This is a genomic window from Polyangium jinanense, assembly GCF_028435265.1.
Lineage (GTDB): Bacteria > Myxococcota_A > Polyangia > Polyangiales > Polyangiaceae > Polyangium > Polyangium jinanense.
Genome location: NZ_JAGTJK010000032.1, coordinates 1 through 26,189 on the forward strand (window position 1 = coordinate 1; position 26,189 = coordinate 26,189).

The 26,189-nt window shown below is 70.0% G+C and carries 14 protein-coding genes; 4 read left to right on the forward strand and 10 right to left on the reverse strand.

Annotation, left to right across the window (positions count from 1 at the left end):
* Positions 1–107 precede the first annotated feature (107 nt).
* Positions 108–1,355 carry a phosphoglycerate dehydrogenase gene (serA, locus tag KEG38_RS37370; protein ID WP_272425197.1) on the reverse strand — a complete coding sequence of 416 codons (1,248 nt, stop codon included), beginning with the start codon at positions 1,353–1,355 and terminating at the stop codon, positions 108–110.
* A 152-nt stretch (positions 1,356–1,507) separates the two neighbouring features.
* Between serA and KEG38_RS37375 the strand changes: the two genes are divergently transcribed.
* Positions 1,508–2,128, forward strand: coding sequence for a hypothetical protein (locus tag KEG38_RS37375; protein ID WP_272425198.1), 621 nt, complete (start codon positions 1,508–1,510; stop codon positions 2,126–2,128).
* 195 nt (positions 2,129–2,323) lie between these two features.
* Here the strand turns inward: KEG38_RS37375 and KEG38_RS37380 are convergent, their stop codons facing one another.
* The 7 genes from KEG38_RS37380 to KEG38_RS37410 all read right to left on the reverse strand — a co-directional run bounded on the left by KEG38_RS37380 (position 2,324) and on the right by KEG38_RS37410 (position 14,636).
* Complete coding sequence (locus tag KEG38_RS37380; protein WP_272425199.1) at positions 2,324–4,276, reverse strand: OmpA family protein; 1,953 nt, start codon at positions 4,274–4,276, stop codon at positions 2,324–2,326.
* Positions 4,273–6,273 (reverse strand): outer membrane exchange protein TraA family protein, encoded by a 2,001-nt coding sequence (gene traA / locus KEG38_RS37385; RefSeq protein WP_272425200.1) that lies wholly within the window; start codon positions 6,271–6,273, stop codon positions 4,273–4,275. Before traA ends, KEG38_RS37380 begins: the two co-directional genes overlap by 4 nt.
* 192 nt (positions 6,274–6,465) lie before the next feature.
* Positions 6,466–8,277 carry an acyl-CoA dehydrogenase gene (locus tag KEG38_RS37390; RefSeq protein ID WP_272425201.1) on the reverse strand — a complete coding sequence of 604 codons (1,812 nt, stop codon included), beginning with the start codon at positions 8,275–8,277 and terminating at the stop codon, positions 6,466–6,468.
* Positions 8,278–8,310: 33 nt separating this feature from the next.
* Complete coding sequence (locus KEG38_RS37395; protein WP_272425203.1) at positions 8,311–9,414, reverse strand: terpene synthase family protein; 1,104 nt, start codon at positions 9,412–9,414, stop codon at positions 8,311–8,313.
* A gap of 22 nt (positions 9,415–9,436) precedes the next feature.
* A complete protein-coding gene (locus KEG38_RS37400) occupies positions 9,437–9,877 on the reverse strand; it encodes a SpoIIAA family protein (RefSeq protein ID WP_272425204.1) in 441 nt (146 codons plus the stop codon).
* A gap of 343 nt (positions 9,878–10,220) precedes the next feature.
* Positions 10,221–10,721 (reverse strand): hypothetical protein, encoded by a 501-nt coding sequence (locus tag KEG38_RS37405; RefSeq protein WP_272425206.1) that lies wholly within the window; start codon positions 10,719–10,721, stop codon positions 10,221–10,223.
* A gap of 48 nt (positions 10,722–10,769) precedes the next feature.
* Complete coding sequence (locus KEG38_RS37410; RefSeq protein WP_272425207.1) at positions 10,770–14,636, reverse strand: serine/threonine-protein kinase; 3,867 nt, start codon at positions 14,634–14,636, stop codon at positions 10,770–10,772.
* Between the two features lie 113 nt (positions 14,637–14,749).
* On the opposite strand from KEG38_RS37410, the gene KEG38_RS37415 reads away from it, so the two are divergent.
* Positions 14,750–18,952, forward strand: coding sequence for a DUF2339 domain-containing protein (locus KEG38_RS37415; RefSeq protein WP_272425209.1), 4,203 nt, complete (start codon positions 14,750–14,752; stop codon positions 18,950–18,952).
* A 44-nt stretch (positions 18,953–18,996) separates the two neighbouring features.
* The gene (locus KEG38_RS37420; protein WP_272425210.1) at positions 18,997–19,695 is read left to right on the forward strand and encodes a hypothetical protein; all 699 of its coding nucleotides are present in this window, start codon (positions 18,997–18,999) and stop codon (positions 19,693–19,695) included.
* On the opposite strand, the gene KEG38_RS37425 is transcribed toward KEG38_RS37420, so the two are convergent.
* On the reverse strand, positions 19,686–19,907 hold the full coding sequence (locus KEG38_RS37425; protein ID WP_272425211.1) for a hypothetical protein: 222 nt from the start codon (positions 19,905–19,907) through the stop codon (positions 19,686–19,688). The two genes, KEG38_RS37420 and KEG38_RS37425, sit on opposite strands and share 10 nt — an antisense overlap.
* 436 nt (positions 19,908–20,343) lie before the next feature.
* The gene (locus KEG38_RS37430) at positions 20,344–21,786 is read right to left on the reverse strand and encodes a tetratricopeptide repeat protein (RefSeq protein ID WP_272425212.1); all 1,443 of its coding nucleotides are present in this window, start codon (positions 21,784–21,786) and stop codon (positions 20,344–20,346) included.
* Between the two features lie 727 nt (positions 21,787–22,513).
* On the opposite strand from KEG38_RS37430, the gene KEG38_RS37435 reads away from it, so the two are divergent.
* The gene (locus KEG38_RS37435) at positions 22,514–25,825 is read left to right on the forward strand and encodes a serine/threonine-protein kinase (protein WP_272425213.1); all 3,312 of its coding nucleotides are present in this window, start codon (positions 22,514–22,516) and stop codon (positions 25,823–25,825) included.
* Positions 25,826–26,189 lie beyond the last annotated feature (364 nt).

The window sequence follows — 26,189 nt, forward strand, 5'->3', positions numbered from 1 at the left end:
ACTGCGCATCGCGCAGTTCTTCCACCCCGAGTCCAGGGCTTGCCCTGGTTCGGGTCGAGGGGCGAATAGCCCCCGCGGGGTCCGGGGCAGCGCCCCGGCTCCACGGTTCAGTACACGACGCGCGTCCGGATGTTCGAGGGCAGGGCCTCGATCCGGCGGCTCACCTCGGCGGAGACGTCCTGCTCGAGGTCCATGATGAGGTAACCAATCGCGCCTTCGGTTGCCAGGAACTGGCTGTCGATGTTCGCGTTGAGATCGGCGACGACGCGGTTCACGTCGCGGAGCACGCCGGGCTCGTTCCTGTGCACGTTCAGGATGCGGTGCGTGCCCTTCACGGGCGGGAGCTCGACCTGCGGGAAGTTCACCGAGCCCGTCGTCGCTCCCATTGCCGCGAATTTGCTGAGCACCGCTGCGACCTCGCGCCCGATGGCCTCCTGCGCCTCCTCCGTCGAGCCGCCGATGTGCGGCGTGAGCAGGACGTTCGGCAAGCCCTGGAGATCGGTCTTGAACTGATCCGTGTTCGACTCGGGCTCCTCGGGGTAGACGTCGATCGCCGCACCCGCGAGATGCCCGCTCTTCAGCGCCGCGACGAGCGCCGCGATGTCCACGACGGTGCCGCGGCTCGCGTTGAGGAGGTAGCTGCCCTTGCGCATCTTTGCGAGCTCGGCCGCGCCGATCATGTTGCGCGTCTCCGGGGTCTCGGGGACGTGCAGCGACACGAAGTCGGACTCGGCGAGCAGAGCCGCGAGCGAGGGGACCGAGCGGTTGTTGCCCATCGGCAGGCGCGCGGCGATGTCGTGGTAGAGCACGCGCATGCCGACGGCCTCCGCGAGCACGCCGAGCTGACGGCCGATGTGCCCGTAGCCGATGATACCGAGGACCTTGCCGCGGACCTCGTAGCAATGCGCGGCGACCTTCTTCCACACGCCGGCGTGGACCTCGCGCGAGCGGTCGCCGAGCTGGCGGGCGAGGAGGATGATCTCGCCGATCATCAGCTCGGCGACGCTGCGCGTGTTGCTGAACGGCGCGTTGAAGACGGGGACGCCGCGGGCGTTGGCGGCGACGAGGTCGACCTGGTTCGTGCCGATGCAGAAGCAGCCGACGGAGAGCAGGTCGCGCGCGTTTTCGAGGACACGGGCCGTGATCCGGGTCTTGCTGCGGATGCCGAGGAGCTGCACGCCCGGCAGGGCCGCGATGAGCTCGTCTTCCTTGAGCGCGCTGCTCTTCCGGGTGATGGCGTAAGAGCGCCCCTCGCGGAAGGTGTTGAACGTCTCCGTGGCGCTCGGGTGGATGTTCTCGAGCAGGAGGACCTGGATCGTGTCGCGGGGGAGCTCGGCCGGGGCAGGCATGGTCATGGCGCGTCCTCGTTCGGGGGCGCCATCTCTACCCCATGGGCGGGCGCAGGCCAGCCGGAAAACCGTCCGACCTCGGACGGACGTTCACGCCGTGTCTTTTGCCTCGACGCGACGTTTGCACGACGCGCATAGAAACTGGTAAGAAAATAGCCATGCAACGTGTCGTTCTCTTCTCGGCCGCGACGGCCGCGATCTTTGTTGCCTGCGCGGCTCCTCCGCGTTTCCAGGACATGCGCACGCCGTCCGGCGAGTTCTGCACGGACATGCCCATCTTCGCGGGCAAGACCCAGCCCGACAGGGAGTTCCACCGCCTGGAGCCGGTGCAGAGCGAGCCCGGGGCGCGCACCGAGCCCGAGCGCCTGCGGTCGCTCCGCAAGGCCGCCTGCATGGCTGGCGGCGACGCCGTGATCGAGGCGATCGAGGAGGAGATTCGCCTGCCCGACGCCTCGTACGGCAAGGTCGCCACGGGGACGGCGATCGTCTGGATCCGGCGCGAAGGCGTCTCGTCCAAGCCGCTCGATCTCGGCGCCAAGACCGAGGCGGACAAGGCCCAGGAACCGGTGCCCGCGGCCGATCCGAACCCGCCGAAGGAGGCGACGCCGCTGAACACGGCGGTCGAGGTGAAGTCGCCGCCGCCGCAGCCGACCGCAGCGGCGACGACGGCGCCGACGCCCACGGCCGCGGCGACGACGACGCCGGCGCCGACGCCCACGACGTCGTCGACGTCGACGACGAAGACGAAGACCACGACGAAGACCACGACGAAGAAGTAGCCCGCCGCGGGGCGTTCCGAGACGAGGTCGCGCGCGAGTCCTCCGCGAGGGGAGGATCGCCCGCGGCCTCGTCTCGTTTGTGCACCAAAGGAAATCGCGGCGGCCGCGGAGACGCGGCGCGCGATGCGTGAGGATGTAGGGGAGGGCGGGGGAGGCGCGGGCCTCGCTCCGTTCGTCGGAGCGAGGCCTCGGGGATCAGCGCGGCGCGGTGGGCTTCGCGGGCGCGGGTGCGGCGCCGGGCTTCTGTGTGGTGGGCGCGGGCGCGGCGCCGGGCTTCTGTGTGGTGGGCGCGGGCGCGGCGCCGGGCTTGGGTTTGTCCTTGCCGTCGGCCGGTTTGTCTGCAGGTTTGTCCTTGCCGTCGGCCGGTTTGTCCGCGCCTTCCTCCTTCGGCGCCTCGGGCTGCAGTTGCTCGCCGGAGCGCGGGAGGGTGCTGCCAGGAAGGGTCGGATCCTTCTTGTCGAGCACGCCGTTCCCCTTCGGCAGAATGCCGCCACTCGGCAAGGTGCTGCCGCCATTCAGCACGCCGCTCCCGTTGATCACGCCCTCTCCGTCGAGCTGCTTGTCGCCTGGCGAGAGGACCGTGTCGCCGCCGCCCACGGCCGCGCCGGGCGCGCTGCCCTGGCCCTTGATGCGGAAGACGACGCGGCGGTTCGTCGCGGTCATGAACTTGCAGTCTTCCGAGAGCTCCTCGTCCTTCCCGAGGCACTGCGAGTCGTCGTAGATGGGTTTGGTGTGACCGTACCCCTTCGCCGTGACGCGCGAGGGATCGATCCCCTTCTGGATCATGTACTCCCGGACGCTCTCGACGCGGCGCTGCGAGAGGTTGTGGTTGTACACGTCGCCCGCGCGCGCGTCCGTGTGGCCCTCGATCTCGACAGAGCGAATCTCGGGGTTGTCCCTGAGGACCGTGACGACCGCGTCGAGCACCTTCTTCGAATCGTCGAGGATGATGTCCTTGTCCGTCGCGAAGTGGACCTGATCGAGGATGACGATCTCGTCGTTCTTGACGTACGCGCCGGGACAACCGCCGCGGCCGCCCGCGATCATCGGGCACTTGTCGTCGCGATCGGGGACGCCGTCCTTGTCGGAGTCCGAGTCGGGGCAGCCCATGTTCTGCGGGACGCCGGGCAGCTCGGGGCAATGATCGGCATCTTCGATGAGGCCGTCGTGATCGGGATCCTCGCTGTCGATCTGCTTCAAGCGATCGATCTCCTGCTGCTCGCGCGACTTCGAAGGCTGCCACGTGAGGCCCGCGAACGCGCGGAAGACGGGCGCGCCGAACCCGCAGTTCGCGCCGAACGTGCCGCCGACCGTGAGCCCGAAGCCGCTCGCCCACTGCCAGCGCATCGCCATGAGCGCCTCGGCCGGCACCTGCGAGGGGCTGTCGGGGAACTTCACGAGCGAGACGCTGCCGTACACGCCGCCGAGCACGGACCAACCCCAGCGCTGCACGACGTACATCTCCGCGCCGATGCCGAAGTTCGCCATGTCGCCGACCTTCGTCCCGGCAAACTGTCGGTCGGGCCGGAACCAGATGCCGGTGTTTGCCGTGACGAGCAGGCCGAAGTTGAAGCGGTAATCCGCGACGAGGCCCATGCCGCCGGAGACGGCGCCGTCGCCGGCGAACGCGTCCTGATCGCCCGTGGGCAGGTTCAAGTTGCCCGTGAGCGCCATGCCGAAGCCCTCTTTGATCTGGGCTTTGCGGTTCAGATACGGGATCGCAATCTTGGTGTTGAAACGAAGATCGCCGAGCGCGTTCGGCGAGATCTCACCCTCGGAGCCGAGCGGCCTCAGGTTGTCGGACATCTGCCAGGCGACGAACGGCATCGCCATCGTGATGTCGAAGACGTCGAAGAAGCCGATGCCCGCGAGGCCCGTGACCTGGAGGCGCGCGCCGACGGCGCGGATCTCCTGGCCCGTCGTGATTGCCGCGACGGCGAGCGGATCGAGGCCGATGTCCGTGTAGATGCCGAACGTCGGCGAGAGGTGGCCGACGACCTCGGACTTCTGGATCATCACGAGATCACGCGGCGCCGCGGAGGGGCGGAAGGTCTGCGCGTCGAAGCGGCCTTCTTCGGCGGCTTCTGCGAGAGCAGGCGCTGCGGCGAGCGTCGCGAGCGAGAGCAAGAACGAGATGGATCGCTTCACGGCTCACCTCGGGAGATTGAACGGAGGCGGCGGCGGCCCAGCAGGCCAAGGACGGAGAGGACGAGCAATGCGGCTCCGGGCGCGCCACCTCCATGTCGACCGGGCCTTGCAGAGCATATCGTGGCCAGTGTGCCACCGCAATCGACGCCGTCGGGCATGGGGCCGAGCGCGCACTCCTTCGCCGTCTCGGCCTCGTTCCAGCGGCAGTGGTCGCTGCCGAGGCAGTCGACATTGGTCTTGCACGAGGGCGTGCACGTGTTCGTGGAGAGGTTGCAGGTGCCGCCGCAGGGGCAGTGCGAGTCGGCGTAACAAGCGACGCAGCTCTCGCCGTTGCAATAAGGCGTGTCGGCGGCGCACGTGATCATGCAGCCCGCGGTGACCGAGCAGGTGTGGGTCGTCGTGTCGCAGGTGGAGCCGTCGCCGCATTGCGAGTCGTCGACGCAGCGCACGCACGCGGCGACGGCCGCATTCTGGCCGAAGCAGAAGGGCGTGTTGCCGCCACAGCTGTCGCAGCGCAGGCCGCAACGTTTGTCGCGGGTGCAGGGGGTGCAGGTGCCGCTCAAGCAGAAGGCGCCTTCGCCGCAATCCATGTCGTGGCGGCACTCGGCGCACGCGGTGCCGACCGGGCCGGGCAAGCAGAACGGATACCGCGGCTGGGCGGTGCCGTTGACGACGATGGTCTCGAGCGCGGTGCAGTTGACGCAGCCGTCGCCGCAACACGTCGGCGAGTTGTTCTCGGGGAGCGTGCCCTGGCAGCGGCCGACGGAGAGGTTGCAGATGCCGCCGCCGCACTCGGCGTCGGTCGTGCACTCGACGCAGCTCGGGTTGCCGTTCGGCTCGAGCGGGGCGCACTTCATCTGCTGACCGCTCGCGCCGTCCGGACAGCAGTTGCAGGAGGCGCCGGCGCACTCGGCGCTCGTCGAGCAAGGCTCACACTTGTTCTCGATGCAGGCCGCGCCCTTGGGGCAGTCGGAGCTGTCGTTGCACTCGTCGCAGGTCTTCGTGTCGGGGTTGCAGGTGAAGCCGCCCTCGCAGTCCGCGTCGGTATCGCATGCGCCGCACTGGACGTTGCCGTTGATGTTCACGCAGAAGGGCGTGTCGCCGCCGCACTGCACGCAGCTCGGGCCGCAGAGATTGTCGGTGTCGCAGGGGGCGCAGAGCGCGGCCTCGTTGCAGTAGTACCCCGGGTCGCAGCCGTTGTTGCCGGGCTGGTTGATGAACTCGCGCTTGCACTGCTTGCAGACGCCGAGGTCCGGGAACGCGGGGGTGCCGCTGAGCGTCTGGAAAAACATGGTCGAGGGGAAGAGCGTGAAGCCCGCGTCGTTGAGCTTCACGATCGGCGGCGCGTTCGCGGGACGCTCGAAGTCAGCGAAGTTGCCGATGAAGTAAGACATCTCGAGTGCGGCGTGCTCGGTGATCTCGACGAAGAGGATCTCGATCGGATAGAGACCGGCCTTCTGGAAGGTGACCTGGTTCGTCAGGCGGTACGTCGGCGCGCCGAACGCCGGAGGACGGAACACCACGGAGTAGCCGGCGGCGCTGCTGTCGTAGATCGTCAGGCTGACGGCATCGTCCGCGTAAAACCCGAAATGGATCGGCTGATTGACCCACTCCGCGGGGACGTTGAGGAAGCCACGCATGCGGCTGCCGAACGACGTCGTGGTGTCGTTCACGAAGAAGTCGCAGCCGCCGGTCTTGCACCCCTGATCGAGCGCGGCATCGAGGAAGTCGCCGTAGCTCAGCGCCTGGTTCGAGGCGTTGTTGTTGGACAGGTCGAGCAGCGTACGGATGGTCTGCTCGACACGATCGACCGCGTGCGCCTCGATGAACGAGTTGACCGCGCCGTTGTAGTTGTCCGGGTTGAGCAGGCCGAAATCGGCGGTGGAGTTCGTCGAGATCGCAGAAGCCGCGCAGAGGCCCGTGCCGAGGCCGGGCAGCGGGTCCGACACGCCTTCCGGGATCGTGACCGGCGCGGCGCTCGCGACCCGAGGAGCCATCGCGGCGAGGAGGGCGACTGAAGCAAGGAGGATTCGTCTGAGTTCCATGGCACCGTCGGCCTTCGCGCCGCACTCCGCGGCACTGCCGCGGACACTACCATGGGCCGCGTGATCCAGACAAGATCCCGGGCTCACCCGAGAGCCCGAGGACGGCCCGGGGCTCACGTACCGTCGTCGTCGAATTCCTGCACGTCAGAACCACTCCGGTCGTACGCGTTCGTATGAATCTTCGCCGGAGCGGCAGAGCTGGGCGAGGTAGCCGACGCGCGGGAGCTCGGTACGAATCCAGTACTGGGCCGCCGACGCGATGCCCTCGTAGAAATCGTGATCCTGCGGGCGATCCGCGCGGTTTTTTTGCGCCGTGGCCGCGAGGCGGAGCCACGTCCAGCCGATGACCATGGTGGACGCGAGGTCGAGGTAATCGGCGCTGTGCAGGAGCATGCCTCGGACGTCACCCTGCGCGCCGAGGGCACCGAGGTGGAGCGTGACCTGCCGCATGGCCATCGCCGCGCCCTCGACGCGCTGGACGAGATCGGGGTTCACGGCCGCGTCCCGCGCGCCGTCGCAGGTGGCCGCGATCTCTTCGAGCAGCGCGCCGAACGCCGCGCCACCCGCGGCCGGGACCTTGCGGCCGAGCAGGTCGAGCGACTGGATGCCCGTCGTGCCCTCATGAATGCTGTTGAGCTTCTGGTCGCGGAGCCACGCCTCGGGCAGGTACTCGCTCGTGTAGCCGTAGCCGCCGAGGACCTGCACGGCGAGCGCGTTGGCCTCGAAGCCACGCTCGGCCGGGAAGCTCTTGGCGATGGGCGTGAGCAGGTCGAGGAGCATGGCGGCGCGCGCGCGGGAGCTCTCGTCCTGGGCATGCTCGGCGAGATCGGAGAGGCGGGCCGTGAGGCCGAGGAGGGCGAGGCTGCCCCACGCGATGGCCTTCTGGCGGAGGAGCATGCGGCGGACGTCGGCGTGCTCGATGATGGGGATCTGCGGGGCGCGCGGGTCCTTGTCGCCGAGCTTGCGGCCCTGGGGCCGGGTCTTGGCGTATTCGAGCGATTCGTGGAACGCGACCGAGGCGGTGGCAGCGCCATTCATGCCGACCATGAGTCGGGCCTCGTTCATCATCTGGAACATGTACGAAATGCCGCGGTGAGGCTCGCCGACGAGGTAACCGTGGCAATCGCCGGCCTCGCCGAAATTGAGGGCGAGGCTCGGCAGGCCGCGCCAGCCGATCTTGTGGATCACGCCCGCGACCTCGACGTCGTTCGGGACGAGCGCGCCGCGCTCGGGGCGAAGCTTGGGGATCGCAAAGAGGCTGACGCCTTTGATGCCGGGCGGCGCGCCGTCGATGCGGGCGAGCGTCAAGTGGACGATGTTCTCGGTGAGGTCGTGATCGCCGCCCGAGATGAAAATCTTCGAGCCCTTGAGGAGGTAATGGCCGCGCTCCGTGGGCGTGGCGCGGGTCTCGACGTCGCTCAGGCTGCTGCCGGCCTGGGGCTCGGTGAGGGCCATGGTGCCGGTCCACTCGCCCCGATAAAGGGGCCCCATGAAGCGCTCCTTGAGCTCGTCCGAGCCGAAGGATTCGAGGAGGCGCGCCGCGCCCGTGGTGAGGCCGATATAACCGTACGCCGAGAGGTTCGCCGCCATGAGATAACTCGTGGCGAGGCTCGCGACGGTGAGCGGAAGCATCTGGCCGTGCGCCTCGGGCGGGCGCGTGGCCGAGAGGACGCCGAGCTCGACGAGGCGCGGATAGATGTCGTGCATGGCGCGGTGGACGCGCACGTGGCCATTTTCGAGGCGCGGCGGGGCCTCGTCCATCGGCTTGTAGGCCGGGAAGAGGAGCTCGCGCGCGAGCCTGCGCGCCGTGCCGAGGTAGATGCCCACGGTCTCGCGCGTGTGCTCGGCAAAATCGGGAAGGGCGAGCAGGCCTTCGAGGTCGAGCACCTCGAAGAGGAGGAAGTCGACGAATCGATCGCTGACGAGGGGGTTCGTGGACGTGGAGGTCGCAGGCATCGCGACGCACGTGATGCCAGCCGCGAAGGGGCGTCAAGGGTGCGGAGCGTAAGCGGACGCGGCCTTTGCGGCGGCGCGCGGGGCGAGCGACGTGGGCACGATGAACGAGGGATCGATCGGCGTGCCATTCACGAGCATCTTGAACGCGGCGTAGCGCGGGGCGCGCGACTCCCAGAGCGTGAAGCCGAGGGAGGCGTGCCGCAGGTCCTGGACCCAGGTCGCGATGTGCGCGTCCCAGTTCGCGCCGAAGCTCGGGAGCGCGCGGGCGATGCGATCGAACTCGGCGATGGCCTCGTCGTGATCGCAGATGATGCGGCGCACGGCCTCCATCATGGAGAGCCCGCGCTCCTCGCGCAGCGCGAGGATGACGTTGACGTAGCCCGAAGCCCAGTCCTTGCCGAGGCTCCAGATCTCGTTGCCGAGGCCGACGATCTTGCCGGAAAGGGTCTTCAAGGCGATCGCGGTCTCGTGCGCGTGGAAGTCGGGCGGGAGCTCGACGCCGCGCGCGTATTCGAGGAGGTAGCCCGTCGCGGCCATTCCGATCGTGTCGATGCGCGAGCGGAGGGCTTCTTCGTACGAGACGCGGGCGAGCCCCGCGCGGCGCTGCTTCGAGGTGCGCGCTTCTTTCAGCGCGGCCGTGCTCCAGGTGTCCATGGCCTCGCAGACGGTCTCCATCCAGCCGGGGCTCATGGTCTCGGCGAGCTCGCGCAGCAGGGCCGACCAGGTGGCGCCGAAGAGGGTGGTGACGCCGGAGGCGCTCGGCTCGAGGACGGCCGGGCCGCGGAACGGGAAGGTGCGCTCGCGGCCCTCGACGTCGACGTCGTCCCAGAGCAGCCAGAGCGAGAGGTACTTGGCGAGGAGCAAGAGCTCGCGCGGCTCCGCGAGCGGGAACGGCATGCCCGCATAATCGGCCGGCGCGAAGGTGCGGACGATCCAGATCGATCGCTCGCCGAAGCCGAGCTCGCGGAACCACGCGAGCGTCTCTTCTTCGATCCGCGCCGCGTGCACGTTCACGAGCGGATCCGGCCACCAGTGGCGCGGGATCCCGAGCGCGAGGTCGGGCGCGCGAGGCGCCGTGATTTCTCTGGCAGGACAAACCGTGATGGTCTCGTCGGGCCGTTCGATCGCTGCAAGCATGACCGCTCTCCCCGAAAAGCGCTCAAGCGCTGCGTTGCATCAGCTCTTTTCGTTTGACATCGGAAAGCCAGGCGCGCGCGTCCATTTCGTGCTCGAAGAACTTGATCTGCCCGCGCAGATCCACGTGGAGCAATCGAATGGCCTTCGTGATCATCGAGACGACCACGCGGAGGTGGAAATCGGCGCCGAACACGGCGGTGGCGCGCGGGTTCAGGGCCAGCATGCCGCCAACGGCGTGGCGCCGGACGAGCTCCGTCACCTGTCCCGTACGAGACAGATCCACGAGCAAATCGACGGACTTCCGCTGCCGCACCGTCTCCTCGAGCGCGGCGTTCATCCGCGCGACGACGTCGGCGTCGAGGTCCCCGACATAGGTCACGAAGCATGTATCCGGCGGCTCGAAGCACATCCGGCTGGAACCAATGTCGTATCGAATCCCTTGTTCCTGCGTGGCTTGAAGCACGTGAGAGCCTTTCGACAACCAGGCAAAGCGTCTAGGTCGCCCACCCCCGCGGGTGCACGCGCCATGCCGGGTAGCGTCGTCGATCAGGACATCAGGAAATCAAGAGACGGACGGGAAATTCGGTGCGAGGCGATTGTCGCCGTGCATGCATTGCATGCGAGCAAGATTCCGTCGGGCGGCGTGGGTACGGCATGCACACCCCATCCAGCCGCGACGTCCCGGAGAGACGGGCATTTTCGGGCATTTGGGTTCGTCCCGGGGCGCGACGTCCCGGGTGCAAGGGCATTTCGAGGTGCGGCGGAGACGTAGAGACGAATTCACCAATCGGAGGGCGGAGCGACGTTCAGAACGTCCACTGGAGCGCGCCGCCGCGCGGAGAGATGAACACCTTCGGGCGCGCCCACGACGGTTCGTCCGGGACCTTTCGCCCGCCAACCGCGGCGATCGGGATGCCGATCAACATGCCGAGTCCGCCGCCGATGAGCAGGCCGAGCGAGGCAGAACGTTTCTCTTCGGCGGGGCAGTTCGTGCATTCGGTCTCCGGGAGATCCGCCCGGATCACGAGGCCCGTGACGATGCCGAGCAGGCCCACGCCGGCGAGGATCGTCCCGACGTAAAACGCCGGCGGGCTCGCCATTTTCGTCGGACCTTCGGAGAGCTCCCTCTGCTCGATCGTGTACGTCGTGGGCCCCGGGCGCGGGGGCGGCGGCGCAGGCGGCGGCGGCGGGAGGTCCTCGGCGGTCTCGCTGGGCACCCAGCCTGGCGGTTCGCCTCCGCGCGCAGCCGGCGAGGCGAGGGAGACGAGGGCAAAAGCAAGGGGTAGGGGCAAGAGATTTCGGCGCATACCACGAAGGTACCGGGCGCCAGTGCGGACGCAATGCGGGCGCCGTTTCTAGACGCCGCACCAAGCCTTCCAGAGGTCGAGGAGCCGCGTGTGCAGCGGGACGGCCTCCAGGAAGGTGCGTGCGTAAGCCGGGTCCGGGATGCGCGCGACGCGGGCGAGGAGCTCGGCGCGGGCGTCTTCGATCGCGGCGCGGGCCTCGCCGTGCTTGCCAGCGGCCCAGAGCGCCTCGGCCCGCGTGAGCAGGATGCGCGCGTGGGCGCTCGTGTGTTTCATGTCGATCTCGGCCGTCCTTGCGAGTGCGCTTCGGCTGAGCTCGAGGGCGCTCTCGAGGCGGCCCTCGGCGAGCGCGACCGCGGCATGGCCCGCGAGCGACCAGATCTGCCCGAGCGGGAGGATCTCGACGAGGGGCGCGACGGCCGTGAGGAGGCGCCGAACCGCGTCGAGGTCGCCGCGACGCAGGTGCGCTTCGAGCACGAAGTACTGCACGCTCACGCCGATCACACCCTCGCTGTGCGCGGCGGCCTCGTCCGCGACGGCCGTGCCGAGCGTGATGGTCTCTTCGAGCCGGCCACGTTCGAGGAAGAGCGCAGCGCGGAAACAGCCGGCGAGGAGCGCGGAGACGCTGTCGGCCGGCGCGGCCGCGAGGGCGAGATCAAATTCGCGTTCCGCCTCGTCGTACGCGCCGAGCAGGACGAGGTCGAGGCCCACGTGGGCGCGGAGCAGCGGCAAGAAGCGGCGATCGTCCGAGACCATGAAGTTCGCGATGGCCTCGCGCTCGATGCCGAGCGCGATGTACGGATCCTGCTCGGCAACCCTGTGCCAGTAGCCGCGGGCGTAGCCGAAGCAGCCGGCGACGGACGGATCGCGGGCGAAGAAGGGGCCGAAGACTTGCTCCATGCGGTGCAAGAAGCGCTCGGCCATGGCGCGCTGGCCCATGACGAGCTGCGAGATGACGGCGGAGCTGTAGGCGAACGAGACCGCGGGGACGGCGTCCTCGACGGGCTCCATGCGGTAGAGCTCGTCCATGAGCGAGGCGAGAGCGTCCTTCTTGCGCAGGAGCAAAGCGCTGCCCAGGGCGGCCCCGAGCGCGCGGGCGTACTCCTTGGTGCCGGGCCTCGCGCTGTCGAGCGCCTCCATGGCCGCCTCGTAGGCCGTCGCGGAGGAGCTCGTCCAGTTCAACGCGTCGGCGCGGATCGCGCGGAGCTGGGCCACGACGTCCGCGCGCGGGCTCGCCACGAGGCCACGCTCCGTGAAGCTCACGGCAGCGGAAAAATCTCCGGCCGAGAGCGCGAGCTCGGCCGCGGCCGCGAAGAACTCGGCCGAGCGCTCCTTGTCGCCGGAGCTCTCGAAGTGATCGGCGAGGATCGTCGGATCCGTCTCGCCCGACGCGAGCAGCCACTCGGCGGCGAGCGCGTGGCCACGGCGGCGATCACGCTCGGTGAGCATCGCGTACGAGCCCTCGCGCACGAGCGCGTGGCGGAAGGCATACTCCTCCTCGCCGAGGAAGCGGCTCTCGCGGCGGCGCACGATGAGCTCGCGCTCGCAGAGGCGATCGAGCAAGCCGACGCGGCCGTTCGGCATGGACGCGTCGCCGATGAGCGCGGCGACGCCGCCCCACCAGAACGACTGGCCGAAGACGCTGGCCGCGCGGAGGACACGCCGCGCCTCGGGGTCGAGCGACATGAGGCGCGCCTCGACCATGCCGAGCACGGTCTCGGGCAGATCACTGCCGCGGCCCTCGGCCACGGCGCGGATGAGCTCTTCGAGGTAGAAGGCGTTGCCCGAGGCGCGATCGACGAGGCGCTGGATCTCCTCCTCGGAGATGATTTCACCCAGGAAATGCTGGACGAGCCGCTCGGCCGCGCGGCGCCCGAGTTCGCCGAGGCGCACTTCGAGCAGCTCCCGATCGGCCCAGATCTTCGGGAAGAGATCGTGCAGCTCCGGCCTCGCGAGCGCGAGCACGGCGAAGCGGCGCTCGCCCTGCATCGCGAGGGCCGCGTCGACGAGCTTGATCGAGGCGCGATCGCCCCAGTGCAGATCCTCGAGGACGACGACGAGCGGGCGCACGACCGAGAGCGCCTCCACGAAGTCGAGCCACGCTTCGCGGATGCGATCGGCCATGAGCGCGGCGTTCTGGCGCGCGGCGCGGAGGTCGGGACGGTCGTCGCTGGCGGGCGCGCCGACCATCTCGCCGAGGAACGCCGTGACGCGGGGGAGATCATCGCCGGCGAGGTACGTCGCGATCAGCGCTTCGAGCTTGTGCCTGCGCGAGGCGACGGGCTCGCCGATGCCGATCTGGGCCATCGTGCGGATGGCGGAGCCGAGGATGGAGAAGGCCGAGCCCGCGCCGATCGGATCGCCGCGGCCGATGGCGACCGCGGGCTCCACGGCGCCGCGGCGGAGTTGCTCGACGAGCTCGTGCCGCAGGCGTGACTTGCCCATGCCCGGGAGGCCGAGCACGAGGGCGACGCGTGGCTTGCCTTCGTCGAGGCCCTCTTCGAGGAAGTCGCGCACGCTGCGGAGCTCGCGTTCGCGGCCGAGGTAGGGACTCGGCTTGCCGAGCAGCGTGCGCGTGCCCGAGCCGACTTCGCGCTCGCCGCGGAGGAAGATGCCGTCCGCGCCCGCGCTCACGTCGAAGCGCACGTCGAGCAGGGCCTGCGTCGAGGCGTCGATCCGCACGGCGCCGGCCTCTTCGCCGAGGTCGAGCAGCGCGGCGGCGCGTTTCGAGATCGAGCCGAGCGCGAGCCCTTGCGAGGTCTCCTCGCGCCCGGTGACGAGCACGATGCGGGCCTCGGGGGCGAGGGTGCGCAGGCGGAGCGCGGCGCGGGCCGCGCGGGCGGCTTGATCGGTGGGGTTGCCGCGACCGACGAGGCCGATGAGCAGCGCGCCGCCTTCGATCTCCTCCACGCGGGCGCCGAGCGGCGCGATCTCCTGCTCGATGGCCGCGATGCGGTCGCGCGGCAAAAACCGCGACGGCGCCTCCTTGCCATCGGGCAGCGAGGGCGGGAGCGCGGCGACGATGCTGAGGAGCTGCCGTTCGCTGTCGGTGATGACCTCCGCCGACGTCGCGTGGACAACCGTGGCGTTGCCTTCCATGGGCCCGAGCGAGAGCAGCGCGCGCGCGACCGCGCTTGCGTCGGAGGGCCGGCTCTGCACGTCCTTCGCGAGCATCCGGGCCACGAGATCGTCGAGGGCCTCGGGCACGTCGGGACGGAGGTCACGCACGCGCGGGGCCTCGGTGAGCAGGAGGCTTGCCAGGATCGCGAACGCGTGCTCGCCATCGAATGCGGGCTGCCCGGTGAGGCACTCGAAGAGCACGGTGCCCAGGGAGAACACGTCCGCGCGCGCGTCGACGCCGGCCTTGTCGGCGCGCGCTTGCTCGGGCGCCATGTAGCCCGGCGTGCCCACGATGGTCCCTGTGAGGGTCAAGCGGCCGCGCCCTCGGTCTCGCGCCACGCCGAAGTCGAGCACTTTTACGCGATCGATCTCGCCGCGCTCGAGGAAGAGGTTGCTCGGCTTGATGTCGCGGTGCACGACGCCGCGCGCGTGGGCCGTGGCGAGGGCGTCGGCGACCCGCACGGCGAGGGTGATGCACTCTTCGAGGCGCAGACCTTTGCGGCCGAGGCGCGCGGCGAGGCTCTCGCCTTCGAGCCACTCCATGGCGAGCCAGGGGGCGCCCGTGTCGGCGACGCCGTGGTCGACATAACGCACGATGTGCGGGTGGCCGAGGGTCTCGAGCACGCGGGCTTCTTGCGCGAGCCGTTCGGCGTTCGAGCGCTCCGACGCACGGAGGAGCTTCACGGCGACGACGTTTCCGGTCTGGAGATCCTCGGCGCGATACACTTCCCCCATGCCGCCCACGCCGGCCAGGCGCTCGACACGGAAGCGCTCACCGATGATGTCCCCAGGGCGCATGCGCGAACTTGGATTCTGACCCGGGAGCCTCCGGGATCCAAGCGGAGGCTCGTGAAGCGCGTGTGAAGGTGACCGTGGACCCGCGCGCGCCGGGGGCGTGGTAGGGACATTTCATGGAGGCGCTCCTCGTCCTGCTCGGCCTGGGCTTGGTGGGGTTGTTCCTGGCCACACCGATCCTCGCGTTGCTCCTGGCCACGCAGGCGAAGGCGCGCGTGAAGGACCTCGAAGAGAGGCTCGACGCACGGGAGGCGCGCGTCGCGGAGCTGGAGAGGCGGCTCGCGCGGGTGGAAACGGTCGAGCACCGGGTCGCAGCCCACCCGTCAGAACTGCCGGACGCCTTGCGAGAAGCCGCAGCCCACCCGTCAGGACTGACGGATGCCTCGCGGGAAGCCGCAGCCCACCCGTCAGAACTGACGGATGCCTTGCGGGAAGCCGCAGCCCACCCGTCAGAACTAACGGACGCCTTGCGGGAAGCCGCAGCCCACCCGTCAGGACTGACGGATGCCTCGCGGGAAGCCGCAGCCCACCCGTCAGGACTGACGGATGCCTCGCGGGAAGCCGCCTCCGCTCCTGCTCCCGCCTCCGCACCTCCCACGGAGCCCGCGCCCTCCCTCGAAGAACAACTCGGCCTCACATGGCTCACGCGTATCGGCGCAGCGGCCTTCCTCCTCGGCGCCCTGTTCTTCTTCAAGTACGCCGTCGACAACGCCTGGATCGGGCCTACTGGCCGCGTCGTTCTAGGCGCCGTCCTCGGCGTCGTGCTCCTCGCCTCCGCGGAGCTTCTCCGGCCGAAGACCCGCCCGGCCTTTGTGCACGCCCTCTCCGGCATCGGCCTCGCCACGCTCGTCGCGTCGCTCTGGGCGAGCGTCGCGCTTTACCAGCTCGCCCCGCCGGTCGCGGCGTTCGTCGCCGTGGCCCTCGTGCTCGCGCTCGGCGCTGGGCTTTCGCTCCGCCATCGCGCGGAATCGCTGCTCGTCCTCGTCCTCGTCGCCGGCCTCGCCAACCCCGTCGTGCTCTCGACCGGACAGGACCGACCCGCGGCGCTCTTCGGCTACCTGCTCCTCCTCGGCTTCATGGCCCTCGGGGTCGCGCTGCGCGGCGGCTTCCGCCTCGTGCCCGCGCTCGTCGTGCCGGGATCGGCCGCGCTTTTCCTCGGCTGGTACGCGAAATACTTTGACATCCACGGTTCGGCGCCCGCGTGGAGCGACGTGCCGCCCGAAGCGCGCCTCGGGCCCTATCACAGTCTGACCGCGCGTCTCGCGCCGCTCGTCTTCGTTGGACTCGCGTCCGCGCAGTGGTCGGCCGTCGCGCTCTACCTCGACCGCCGCACGCAGCGATTGCTCGATGCGAAGCTCTTCGCGCTCGCCGCGCTCACGCTCTCGCACGCGGGGGCGGCGATGTTGCTCCACGATCACGTGTGGGTGCTCTCCGTCCTCGCGATTGGGCTCGGGATCGCGGCGATCGCGCTCCTCGGCGCGCTCCGCGCGACCGAGCTGCTCGCCGTGCCCATGGCCGCGGCGTTCGTGGTCTTCCTCGTCGTGAGCCAGGATGTCCCCGCGGATCAAAGGCTCGGGCTCGTCGCGCTCTTCGGCGGGTGGACGGCCGTGTACGTCGTGGGCTTCGTGCGCAAGGTCCTCCGACAGGATCCGCTGCCGGCCGGCGCGGCGATCGCGGGCAGCGTCGCCGCGGGGCTGTTCGTCGTGCTCGCCGCGGTGCAGCTCTTGCCCGCGAAGCCCGCGATCTTCGTCGTGCTCGTCTCGATCGGAAGCGCCGCCGCCGCCGCGCTCGCGCTGCGGGCTCGCCTCGGCGCGCTGCACCTCGCCGCCGTGGGCTTCGCGTCGCTCATGATCGCGATCGCCGCAGGAGTCGTGCGAGAGGCGGTGCCCGCGCTGCCCTTGTCTCCGGCGTTCCTCGGCGCGCTCGTGGTCTTCGGGCTCGTGCACCTCGTGGCCGTCGGGGTCGCCGCGCTCCGCGCCGCCGAGCCCGTCCGCTGGAGTTCCGTGTTGGCGGGGTCGCTCGCCACGCTTGCGTTCGTCGCGGCCACGCTCGCTTCGACGAGCGATGAGGTGCCGACGTTCCGCGCGCTGATCACGGCGGCCGCGGGCGCCGCGGATCTCGCGCTCGCCGCGTGGATCATGCGCCGAAGGCCCGAGGCGAGCGTGCGCCTGTCCGTGCTCGCGGGGCTCGCGCTCGGCCTCTTCGCAGCGGCACTCGCGTTCGGGCTCGAAGGCGCCACGATCACCGTGCTGTGGGCCGCGCTCGGCTGCGTCGCGGCGGCGATCGCGGCGCGCTCGCGAGAGTGGGGGTGGCTCGTGGTCGCGTCGCTCCTGTTCTTCGCGACCTTCGTTCGCCTCGTCGCCCTCGACGTGTGGGGCACGCACGCGCTCATGGAGCGGTTCCTCGAGACGCAGGGCAGGGAAGGGGTGCTCTCCGTGCCCTTGCTCCGGAGCCCGCGCGCCACGGGCCTCGCGGGCACGAGCCTCTCGCTGCTCGTCGCGGCGTACCTGCTCGCCGCGGGGGTCAAGCGTGCAGCGGCCGCAAACGATGAGGCGCGTGCGTCGCTCAACCTCGCCGCCGGGATCGCCGCGATCGGGGGCCATGCGCTCTGGATCGCACTCGCCGTGCTGGAGGTGCGCACTGCCGTGACCACGCTCCCCGCGCCTCCGCCCGTGCCTCTCGACGCGCCCGAGTGGGCGGCCTTTGCCGCGCGCCTCACGGCCATGCTGGAGTCTCAGCAGGGCAGGCTCGCCATGACGACCACGCTCGTGCTCTCGGTCGCGGCCGCGGCGCTGCTCGCGCTCGGCTTCGCGGCCCGCAGCGCGCTTCATCGATACCTGGGGCTCGCCTTGTTTTTCCTCGCCGTCGCCAAGCTCGTGGTCTGGGACGTCTGGAGCGTCGAGCGCATCTACCAGATCCTCCTGCTCACCGGCGTCGGCGCGCTCCTCGTCGCCGGCGGCTTTCTCTACGCGCGTTTCAGCGATCGCCTGATCGCGCTGATGCGCACGGGCAGCTCCGCGCTTGTGATCCTGCTCGTCGCCTCACGCGTGGACGCAGAGGAGCTCGCGCCGCGGCTGCTCCCGGTCGGCAAGTACGCGTCGATGCGCGCCGTGACGGGCATCGACGCCGCCGGGGATCATCGGCTCGTGGTGGACGAAGCGCTCTACCGCGCGAGCACGTCCGCCGAGCTCTTCGCGGACGTGCGTCTCGTGGACGAAGCCGGCCGCGAGGTGCCTCGGGTCGTGTCGGAGATCCCGATGCATCGGCTCGCGCCGTACGTGCCCGGCGAGCTTCTGGATCCCGCGTGGTTGCAGAGCGGCGCGGCGGTGGCGACGTTTCGGCTGCCCGCGTCGACACCGCATTGTCGGCTCCTGCTCGATGTCACCGGCGAGACGTTTCTCCGGCGCGTGCGCGTCGAGACGGGTGATAGCCGCGATGCGCTCGGCGTGGTCGCGGAGGGGCCGTACGTGTACCGGATCCGGCACGAGCGCGGCACGGTCGAGCACGTGGAGATCCCGTACCCGAAGTCCGAAGCGCGGCTCGTGCGTGTGACGCTCCTGCCCGCAGACGCGGCCGAGGCCGGCGGGCGGCTCTCGATCGCGGGGGGCTCGTTCCGCTGCCCGTCCGCGAACGACGGCGCGAATGCGTTCTCCGAGGTGCCGCTCGGCATCGAGGAGATCCGGCGCGACGAGGCGGAGCGCTCCACGATCGTCACGCTCGACGCGGGCGCGGAGGGCGTACCGATGCAGGCGATCACGCTCGACGTGGGGACGACCGAGCTCCGCCGTCGCGTCGACGTCACGGCGACGAGCTTCCGCGAGGTCTGGCCGGCCGTGGGCGGCGGCGTGCTGTATCGGATCACGCCGCGGCCGGGCGTGGTGTTGGAGTCGATGCGGCTCCCGATCGAGGAGACCCGCAAGCGGTATTTCCGCCTCCTGATCCACGACGAAGACTCGCCGCCGCTCGTGATCCGCGGCGCGCGTGGCGAGGTGCGTGCCCGCGAGATCGTCTTTCGCGCGGCGACGCCCGGCGAGCACCGGCTTTATGTCGGCGATCGGACCGCCACCGCGCCGTATTACGATCTCGCTGCGATCCTCGATCGCGCCGATCGCGCCGAGGCGCCGCGTGAAGCGAAGATGGGGCCTGTCCTGCCAAACCCTCGTTTGGGAGAAGCGGAGCGCGCGGCGCCGCTGCCATTCACGGAGCGGCACCGGGCGGTGCTCGGCGCGGGCCTCGCGGTCGTGCTGCTCGCGCTCTCGTTCTGGGCGATTCGGCTCCTCCGCAACGCGGCCGCCGCGGACGAGGGCAAACCAGGCTGATTCCAGCGCGCCCCCTACCTTTGCCGTGATACCTTCGGCCCGCCGTGCGTCGTTTTTTTCTTATCTCGCAGGGGCGTGCCCTCTCGTACGCGTTTTCCTCCTTCGGGCTCGCGGCGACGGCGTTTTCCGCGGCTCGGGGCGGGTTCTTGTCGTTCATCCTGTCCCCGCCGGGCCTGCCCGTCGTGGGCCTCGGGCTCGTCATGCTGGGCCTCTCCATCGAGGAGACCGGCACCGTGCGGCGGATCCGGCTCGGCGCGGCAATCCGCGTCCTTGCGTTCGTTCTGGTCCTCGTGGCCCTGGTCTGGGCGATCGCCGTGGGCGCGCTCGGTTCGGAGCTCGTGGTCCTCGGGTTCATGCTCTTCGGCGCCGGTGTGGCCGGCGCGGCGGTGGGATTCGTGCACGACAAGGGGGTCGTCGCGGACGTCCGCCATGATCAGCCCATTCGTCTCGAAAACATCTCCGCCGATTTCGTCTCGCTGCGCGTCCGTGGCCGTGACGTCAACGTTCCCACGTCAATCCTGCGCGGCGTGGCCCTCGCGCGGGATCTCGACGGGCGCGGCGTGTTCGTGCTCGTGCGAAGCCGCGACGACGTGGTGGGCGGTGACGAGCTCCCCTGGGTCGCGACGACGCGGGAAGGGGAGACGTTCATCCTGACAGAGCACGAGGCCGGCCTCGACGCCGAGGTCCTCGCGGCGCGCCTCACGGAAGCCGCGGCGGCGGCCTGGGAAGGTGGTTATCGCTGACGGTCGCCGCGCAACCTGCGACCCCGCAGCACGCGCGTCAAATCGACCTTGCTCCCGTTCAGGCCGGCCATCGGATCGTTGTCGTCGCGGCCCGTGCGGCCAATGTGCCAGACCTTGTTCTCGCCGCGCAGCCGTTCTTTTTGCTCCTCCACGGAGAGCTCCGAGCTCCCACCGGGATTGTCGCTGCGAACGGGGCGAATGGTCGTGCTCATCGGTGGACCTTGGGCTCGTATGATGCGGCTTCTGAAGCATCCGCTGGTTTGCAGCGGGCGTCAAGAACGTGGGCCCGTTCGTATCGAGCTGGAAGCGCCGCGCCGGGGCTTCACCCCGGGCCCGACCAGGGGCTGTCCGCCCCTGGACCCGGGGCCTGCGCAAGCGCTGGACCCGGCACGATGAACTGCGCGATGCGCAGTTCATCGCACAGGCCGAGTCAAGACCACGAGCGCTCCTGCCAATCAAGACAGCAGCGCTGGCCTTTCAGCCGGCAACGCAGTTCCCCTGGCCCCTTGGAAGAACTGCGCGATGCGCAGTTCTTCCATAAAAGGTCCAGCGCTTGCGCTGGTCCGGGTCCAGGGGCGGATAGCCCCGGTGGGGCCTGGGGCAACGCCCCAGCGCAGCGGCTTCGACCTGATCGCGCTGGCTGATTCCTCACGGGTTCGTCGCGGGCTTCGGCGCTTCCTCCTCCCCCGCGCGCGCCTCCTCCTCGGCCATTCGATTCTTTCGCTCGGCCTCCTCGGCCTTTCGCTCGGCCGCCGTCATGCTCCGATCGTGCCCCATGAAGCCCTCGATCTGCTCGATCTCCTCGATTCGCTCGCGCGCGCGCCGCGCCGCGTCCGCGTAGGTCGGATCGGTCCCGGCTTTCTGGAGGAAGACGCCGAAGAGCTCCTTGGCCTTGCGTGACGCGAGCCCAGGCTGCTCCGAGCCCGCGATCTCCGCATATTCCTGCGTGAGGATCCCCTCGTTGTAATAGGCCTCCGGCCGCTCGGGCGCGCTTTGCTTCGCCTTCGCGAGCTCGCGCTGTACCTCGGCGACCTTCTGCGTCATGTTCCCGTCGTCGATCTGGCCACGGAGCGCGTGGGCGAGTCCGATGCGCGCGTCGTAATCGTCTGGCCGCAAGGCGAGCGCCGCGCGGTACGCTCGTTCGGCCGGCGAAAAGCCGCGGAAGCGCAGGTTTACGGCGGCGAAATTCATGTGCGCCTCGAAGAACGACGGATCGATCCTCCGCGCCTCGTCGAACGAACGCGCGGCCGCCGTGAAATCCCCGAGCTCGACCTGGATCATGCCGGCCGTGTTGTGAATCGGCGCATATCGCGGATCCTTGCGAATGGCCTGCGAGCACACGAGCGCCGCGAGCTCGAGCACCTGCGTGTCGAGCTTCTTCTTGTCGAGCGAGCCACGCGTCCGCGACGCCTCGGCTTTGCGTTGGGCCGTTCCGAGGTGAATGAGCGCGAGGAGGTTGTACGCCGGCAAGGCGCGATCATCGACCGCGAGCGCGCTCTGCGCGTATTTCTTTGCGCGCTGCGCATCGGTGAGCCCGTCCGCGTCGGGCGTCTCGCGCCCTCGTTTCAGGTGCAGCACGCCGAGGTGCACGAGCGAGGTCGCGTCCTTGAACTGCGCGTCGACGACGGCGGCCCGCGTCAGCTCGGCGATCGCCGCGTCGAAGTTTTTTCCGCCCGACGCCGCGAAATCCAGGAGCGCGAGCTCGGCCCGCGCCCGGTGGAACGTGGGCTCCGCCGCGAGCGCCTTCGCGAATTGCTCGCGCGCCTCGCGATCGAGCTTGCATCGCTGGTAGGCCACGCCCGCGTTGTAATGGGCGCGGGCCCGGATCGAGGCGCTCTCGCGGCTGTCGGCGGCGGTCGTGAAATGCGCCGCGGCGGCCCTGCAGCTCGCCTCGTCGCGCGTCTGCGTGGCGTCCTGTCGGGCGAGCGCGAGCAGGCCATCGCGGAACCGGAGGGCCGTCGTGGGGGATGCGGATTCGTTCGAGGCATGCGGGAGGAGGGGATTGGGTTCGGGTGTCACGGGCGCCGTGGGAACGCTTGCGCCGCACCCCGTGAGCGCGAGCGCCGCGAGCAGCGCCGCTCCGATCGTCATGCTGCGTCTCGCGCCCGATTTCGATGCATCCCTCTGCATGTGCCGCTCCTCCGTCGTACCCACGCGGCGAAAGCGCCGGACCGTGGCCTCCGCGTGAGACGCGCTCGCCCCCGCGCGCCTTGGGGCGAGAGTCTCTTCTTGGGGCCGCCGCGCCGGGGCGCCGCCCCGGGCCCCGCGGAGGCTGTTCGCCCCTCGACCCGAACCAGGGCAAGCCCTGGACTCGGGATGGAAGAACTGCGCGTTGCGCAGTTCTTCCACGGGCCGGTGGCAAGACCAAGGACGGCGATGCCGGTCGAAATGGCTGCGCGGCTGTTTTGATTGGCAGGGTCGTAGCTGGTCTTGACTCGGCCTGTTCGATGAACTGCGCGAAACGCAGTTCATCGACCCCGGGTCCAGTGCTTGCGCTGGTCCGGGTCCCGGGGTGGATAGCCCCGGGTGGGGCCTGGGGCAACGCCCCAGCGAAGCGCCTCCCAGATGAGACCACATGATCACGGCGAGCGCGAGATCGATTGCGAGCACCACGCATGGTAGGAGGGTTTCGGGCGGCCCCGCGTGCGAATGACCGTCACGACGGTCTCCTTCCAGATGATCCTTCCTTCCGTCCCGCCTCCGCGCTCCCGCCGTCGCATCTGGTTCCGAACGACGCACTCCTGGAACAAGGTTTCACCCGGCCAAGCCGTGTGTATTTTGAACGGAACGCCGTAAAGAAGTATTCTGCCGGCTGCTGATGCTCTCCGAAGACATCCAGATCGCGCTCTCGACCCTGACGCGCCTCCACGCGACGAACCCCGAGCTCGAGGCGTCGGTGCGCGCGCACTTTCGCGCGGGAGGCGAGAGCGAGGCCGATCGACGCGCGTTGCCCCAGGACGCGCGCGCCGCTGCGCAGCTCCTCCGGCGCGAGCTCCCGGAGCTTTCGCGTTCGGCCGAGGAGATCGCCGCGCTCGCCGCGCTCTACGGCGATCCAGCCGGCGAGGTCCTGCTCTCGTTCTGCGCGGCGAGCGCGTTCCGGCGCGACGTACGCATGGCCCCGATCCTCGTGGCGCTCGCCGAGACGATCGGCCGCGATCGGATCGTCGAGGCCGCACGCGCGCGGGTCGTCGAAGGGCCGCTGCTCGACGCGCTCTCGTGCGCGCCGCTCCTCGGCGACGGGGAAGCGCTCGCGTCGGCGGAGAACGCCGAGGTGCGCGCGCGGCTGGAGATCCTGATCTGGGAGGCCGGCGCGAGCGCGCTGGAGGTTCCCGAGCTCGGGCCATGGCTCTGGGGATCACCCGAGACGTTCGAGCTCATGGTCCGCGGGCCCGCGCACGGCGCGCTGCGTGGACGCGTCCTCGCCGCGCGATGCCTCGAAATCAGCGTGCGCGGCATGCCCCGGATGGCCGATCCCGAGCTCATCGGCCGCACGCTCCAGGTGCTGCAGCCTTTGCTCCTGCATCCCGAGCCGCTCGTCTGGGTGCACGCGGCGCGCGCGCTCGGCCGCCTCACGGGCGTGATGGAAGAGCTCCAGGGCACGCTGCTCGACTGGGTGTTCGGAGAATCGGTGGTCCTCCGGCAACGCGCGACGACCGCGTTTGCCTCGCTGCCGGCCGAGCGGCTTGCGTTCCTCGCGAGCCAGCTCGTGGCCATCCTCGACTCGCGCGAGGAGGAAGCCTGGGTGCTCGCCGCGGTCGCAGCGGCGACGCCGTACCTGTTCTTCGAGCGCAAGACGCTCTGGGATCGCCTCGCCCGGCGGGTGCTCGAAGGGGACGGGGGCGCGATCGCCGCGCGCGCACTCGCGCGTGGGCTCGCGACGCTCTTTCGTCGTGGCGTGGAGGAACCCGAGATCGAGACGACGCTCCGCGCGCTCCGCGAGAAGGCGCGATACGTGCGCGCCGCGTCGATCGATGAGACGCGCCGGTGGATCGAGGTCATCGCGGTGACGGACGTCATCGACCGGGCCGAGCGAGATCCGCTCGATCTCGAGCTCGGTTTGGAGAACCTGATGCGCCTCGCCGCGCAGTACGACGACGAGGAGGCGGATGCGCGCGCCGCGCGGTTCGCGTCCTCGCTCGCGGCGACGTTCCATGAAGCGCGCCGCATCGCGCTCGGGTGGGGCCGACTTCGGCAGCGTGCGGCCGCGCTGAACGCGCTCGAATCCTCGGCGCGGGCGTTCGCGGTGCGCCTCTGGCGGCCGCTGCTCGCCACGCGGCCAACGGGCGTCCCCGTGGACGAGCCCGAGCTCGAGGAGACGTGGAAGACGTTGGCCCGTTCGCCCGCGGAGATCCTCGATCTCGTCGCGGAGCGGCGGCGCGGCGAGAAGACGGACGTGCACGAGGATCTCGCGCTCGAGGTCGTGGCAGTTCGTCTCGGCGGGTACGCGCTCGACGCTTGCGGCGAAGACGGCGATCTCGGTCCGGGTCGCGGGCCAACCGCGCACGACACCTGTCTCTGGCTGCGCAAACTGGAAGGCCTCGGAAGCGGCTCGCGCGAGTTCCCGCCCGCCCTGAAGAACGCACTGTCGGCGCTGCTCTGGCGGCTCGTGGACACGACGCGCGGCACGGCGCTCGGCGAGGTCGACGACGTCCGTTGGCTCGGCCCGTTCGCCGCGTGGTGGGCGCTCGTCATCGATCGGCCCGCGATGCTGCGTCAGCTCGCGACCTCGCTGCCGATGATGGCCCCGAGCGCGCTCGCGCGCTGCTGCGAGCAAGCCGAGGCGCTGCGCACGGCCGTCTCGTCAGCCGAGACCGACGCAGGCTGGCCGTTCCAAGCCGAGGAAGCGCTCGTCGCGCTGCACGCCGAGGACACCGAGCTTTCCCGCGCGCTCACGAAGCTCGCGATGGCGCTCGAAGACTTCAACGAGGCCGCGGGCCCGAAGCCCGACCTCGAGATCCGCTGCATCAAGCTCGTCCTCGCCGGCGATCGATTGCAGGCCGCGCTCGCGGATCCCGTGAAGGCGCTGCACGCAGCGAGCGAAGACGACGAGGACACGCTCCCGCCGCGCACGACGCAGAACGCGCCCCGCGTGGCCGCACTCGTCGCCCGCGCCATCCGCGCGCGAGAGCTCAGCATGCTCGACGTGTGGTTCGCCTCGCTCGGCCCCGTCGCATCCGCACTCCTCGAAGGCGCGGTGCGTGGCGCGATCCGCAGGACGCCGCCGCCGCCGCCAACCTCGAAGAAAAAAGAGCCCAAGCTCATCGAGGGCTACGAGCTCGTCAAGCCGCTCGGCGAGGGCGGGATCGGCTCGGTTTGGCTCGTGCGCAAGCCCGGCGCCGACCGCCTCTTCGTGCTGAAGATCCCCAAGGCCGACGCGCTCGCCAGCGCCAACGAGACCGAGCGCGCCGGCATCCTCGCGTCGTTCGTCGAGGAGGCCAACGCGCTCGCCGGGCTGTATCACCCGAACGTCGCGAACATCATCGATCGCGGCGTCTCGGAGGGCGCGCCGTTCCTCGTGCTCGAATACCTCATCGGCGCAGATCTCAAGCAATACGCCGCAGCGCGCCCGATGACGCTCTTCGAGCTCCGGCAGGTCGTGCTCGACGCCTGCGCCGGGCTCGCAGCGCTGCATGGCGCAGGCCTCGTGCATCGCGACATCAAGCCGGCCAACCTGTGGCTGCGCCTGCCGCTCGCCGGCGGGGAACGGTTCGACCCGGAGAAGCACCGCGATCCCGGGCGCGTGCCTCCGCTCTCGACCGTGGTCATCGATTTCGGCATGGTGCGGGCCATCCGCGTCCCGCCCGAGGTCGGAGGCCGCTTCGTGGCAGGCACGCCCGGCTACATCGCACCCGAGCAGGTGCTGGATCCCGTGGAGCTCGACCCGCGCTCGGACGTCTACGCGCTCGCCGGCACCATTTACAACGTAACCACGAGCCGCTCCTTTTTCGACGAGCTCACAGGCCGCGACCGCATCCTCGCGCACATGCGTCTCGATCCATTCGACGACGCCGAGCGTCTCCGCATCTTCCCCGCGTCCATCGCCAAACTCCTGCGGGCCGCCACCACGCGGGATCCCGCCGAGCGCCCATCCCCCATAGAGTTCGGTCGCGAGTTCGCAGCGGCGCTTTGAAGGGCGACGGCGTTGCGCCGGGGTTTCACCCCGGACCCCGACCAGGGGTTGTCCACCCCTGGACCCGGACCAGCGCAAGCGCTGGACCCGGGGTCGATGAACTGCGCGATGCGCAATTCATCGAACAGGCCGAGGCAAGACCCGCGACGGGCTTGCCAGCAGCACCGACGTGTATGCTCGAGGCTGGGGCAGCGCTGCTGTTTCCGCTGGCAACGCCGCTCGTGGTCTTGCCCGGGCCCGTCCGAGAAACCGCGCATCGCGCGGTTTCTCGGCCCTCGGTCCAGGCCGTGCCTGGTCCGGGGTGCAGGGGGCGGACAGCCCCCTGCTGGGGTGCGGGGCGACGCCCCGCTCCGCCCCGCTCCGC

Bases quoted from the DNA above. Each gene is read 5' to 3' on its own strand.
- KEG38_RS37410 (WP_272425207.1), bottom strand. From the start codon at position 14,636: ATGCGCCCTGGGGACATCATCGGTGAGCGCTTCCGTGTCGAGCGCCTG.
- KEG38_RS37435 (WP_272425213.1), top strand. From the start codon at position 22,514: ATGCTCTCCGAAGACATCCAGATCGCGCTCTCGACCCTGACGCGCCTC.
- KEG38_RS37395 (WP_272425203.1), bottom strand. From the start codon at position 9,414: ATGCTTGCAGCGATCGAACGGCCCGACGAGACCATCACGGTTTGTCCT.
- KEG38_RS37415 (WP_272425209.1), top strand. From the start codon at position 14,750: ATGGAGGCGCTCCTCGTCCTGCTCGGCCTGGGCTTGGTGGGGTTGTTC.
- KEG38_RS37425 (WP_272425211.1), bottom strand. From the start codon at position 19,907: ATGAGCACGACCATTCGCCCCGTTCGCAGCGACAATCCCGGTGGGAGC.
- KEG38_RS37375 (WP_272425198.1), top strand. From the start codon at position 1,508: ATGCAACGTGTCGTTCTCTTCTCGGCCGCGACGGCCGCGATCTTTGTT.
- KEG38_RS37430 (WP_272425212.1), bottom strand. From the start codon at position 21,786: ATGACGATCGGAGCGGCGCTGCTCGCGGCGCTCGCGCTCACGGGGTGC.
- KEG38_RS37405 (WP_272425206.1), bottom strand. From the start codon at position 10,721: ATGCGCCGAAATCTCTTGCCCCTACCCCTTGCTTTTGCCCTCGTCTCC.
- traA (WP_272425200.1), bottom strand. From the start codon at position 6,273: ATGGCTCCTCGGGTCGCGAGCGCCGCGCCGGTCACGATCCCGGAAGGC.
- KEG38_RS37390 (WP_272425201.1), bottom strand. From the start codon at position 8,277: ATGCCTGCGACCTCCACGTCCACGAACCCCCTCGTCAGCGATCGATTC.
- serA (WP_272425197.1), bottom strand. From the start codon at position 1,355: ATGACCATGCCTGCCCCGGCCGAGCTCCCCCGCGACACGATCCAGGTC.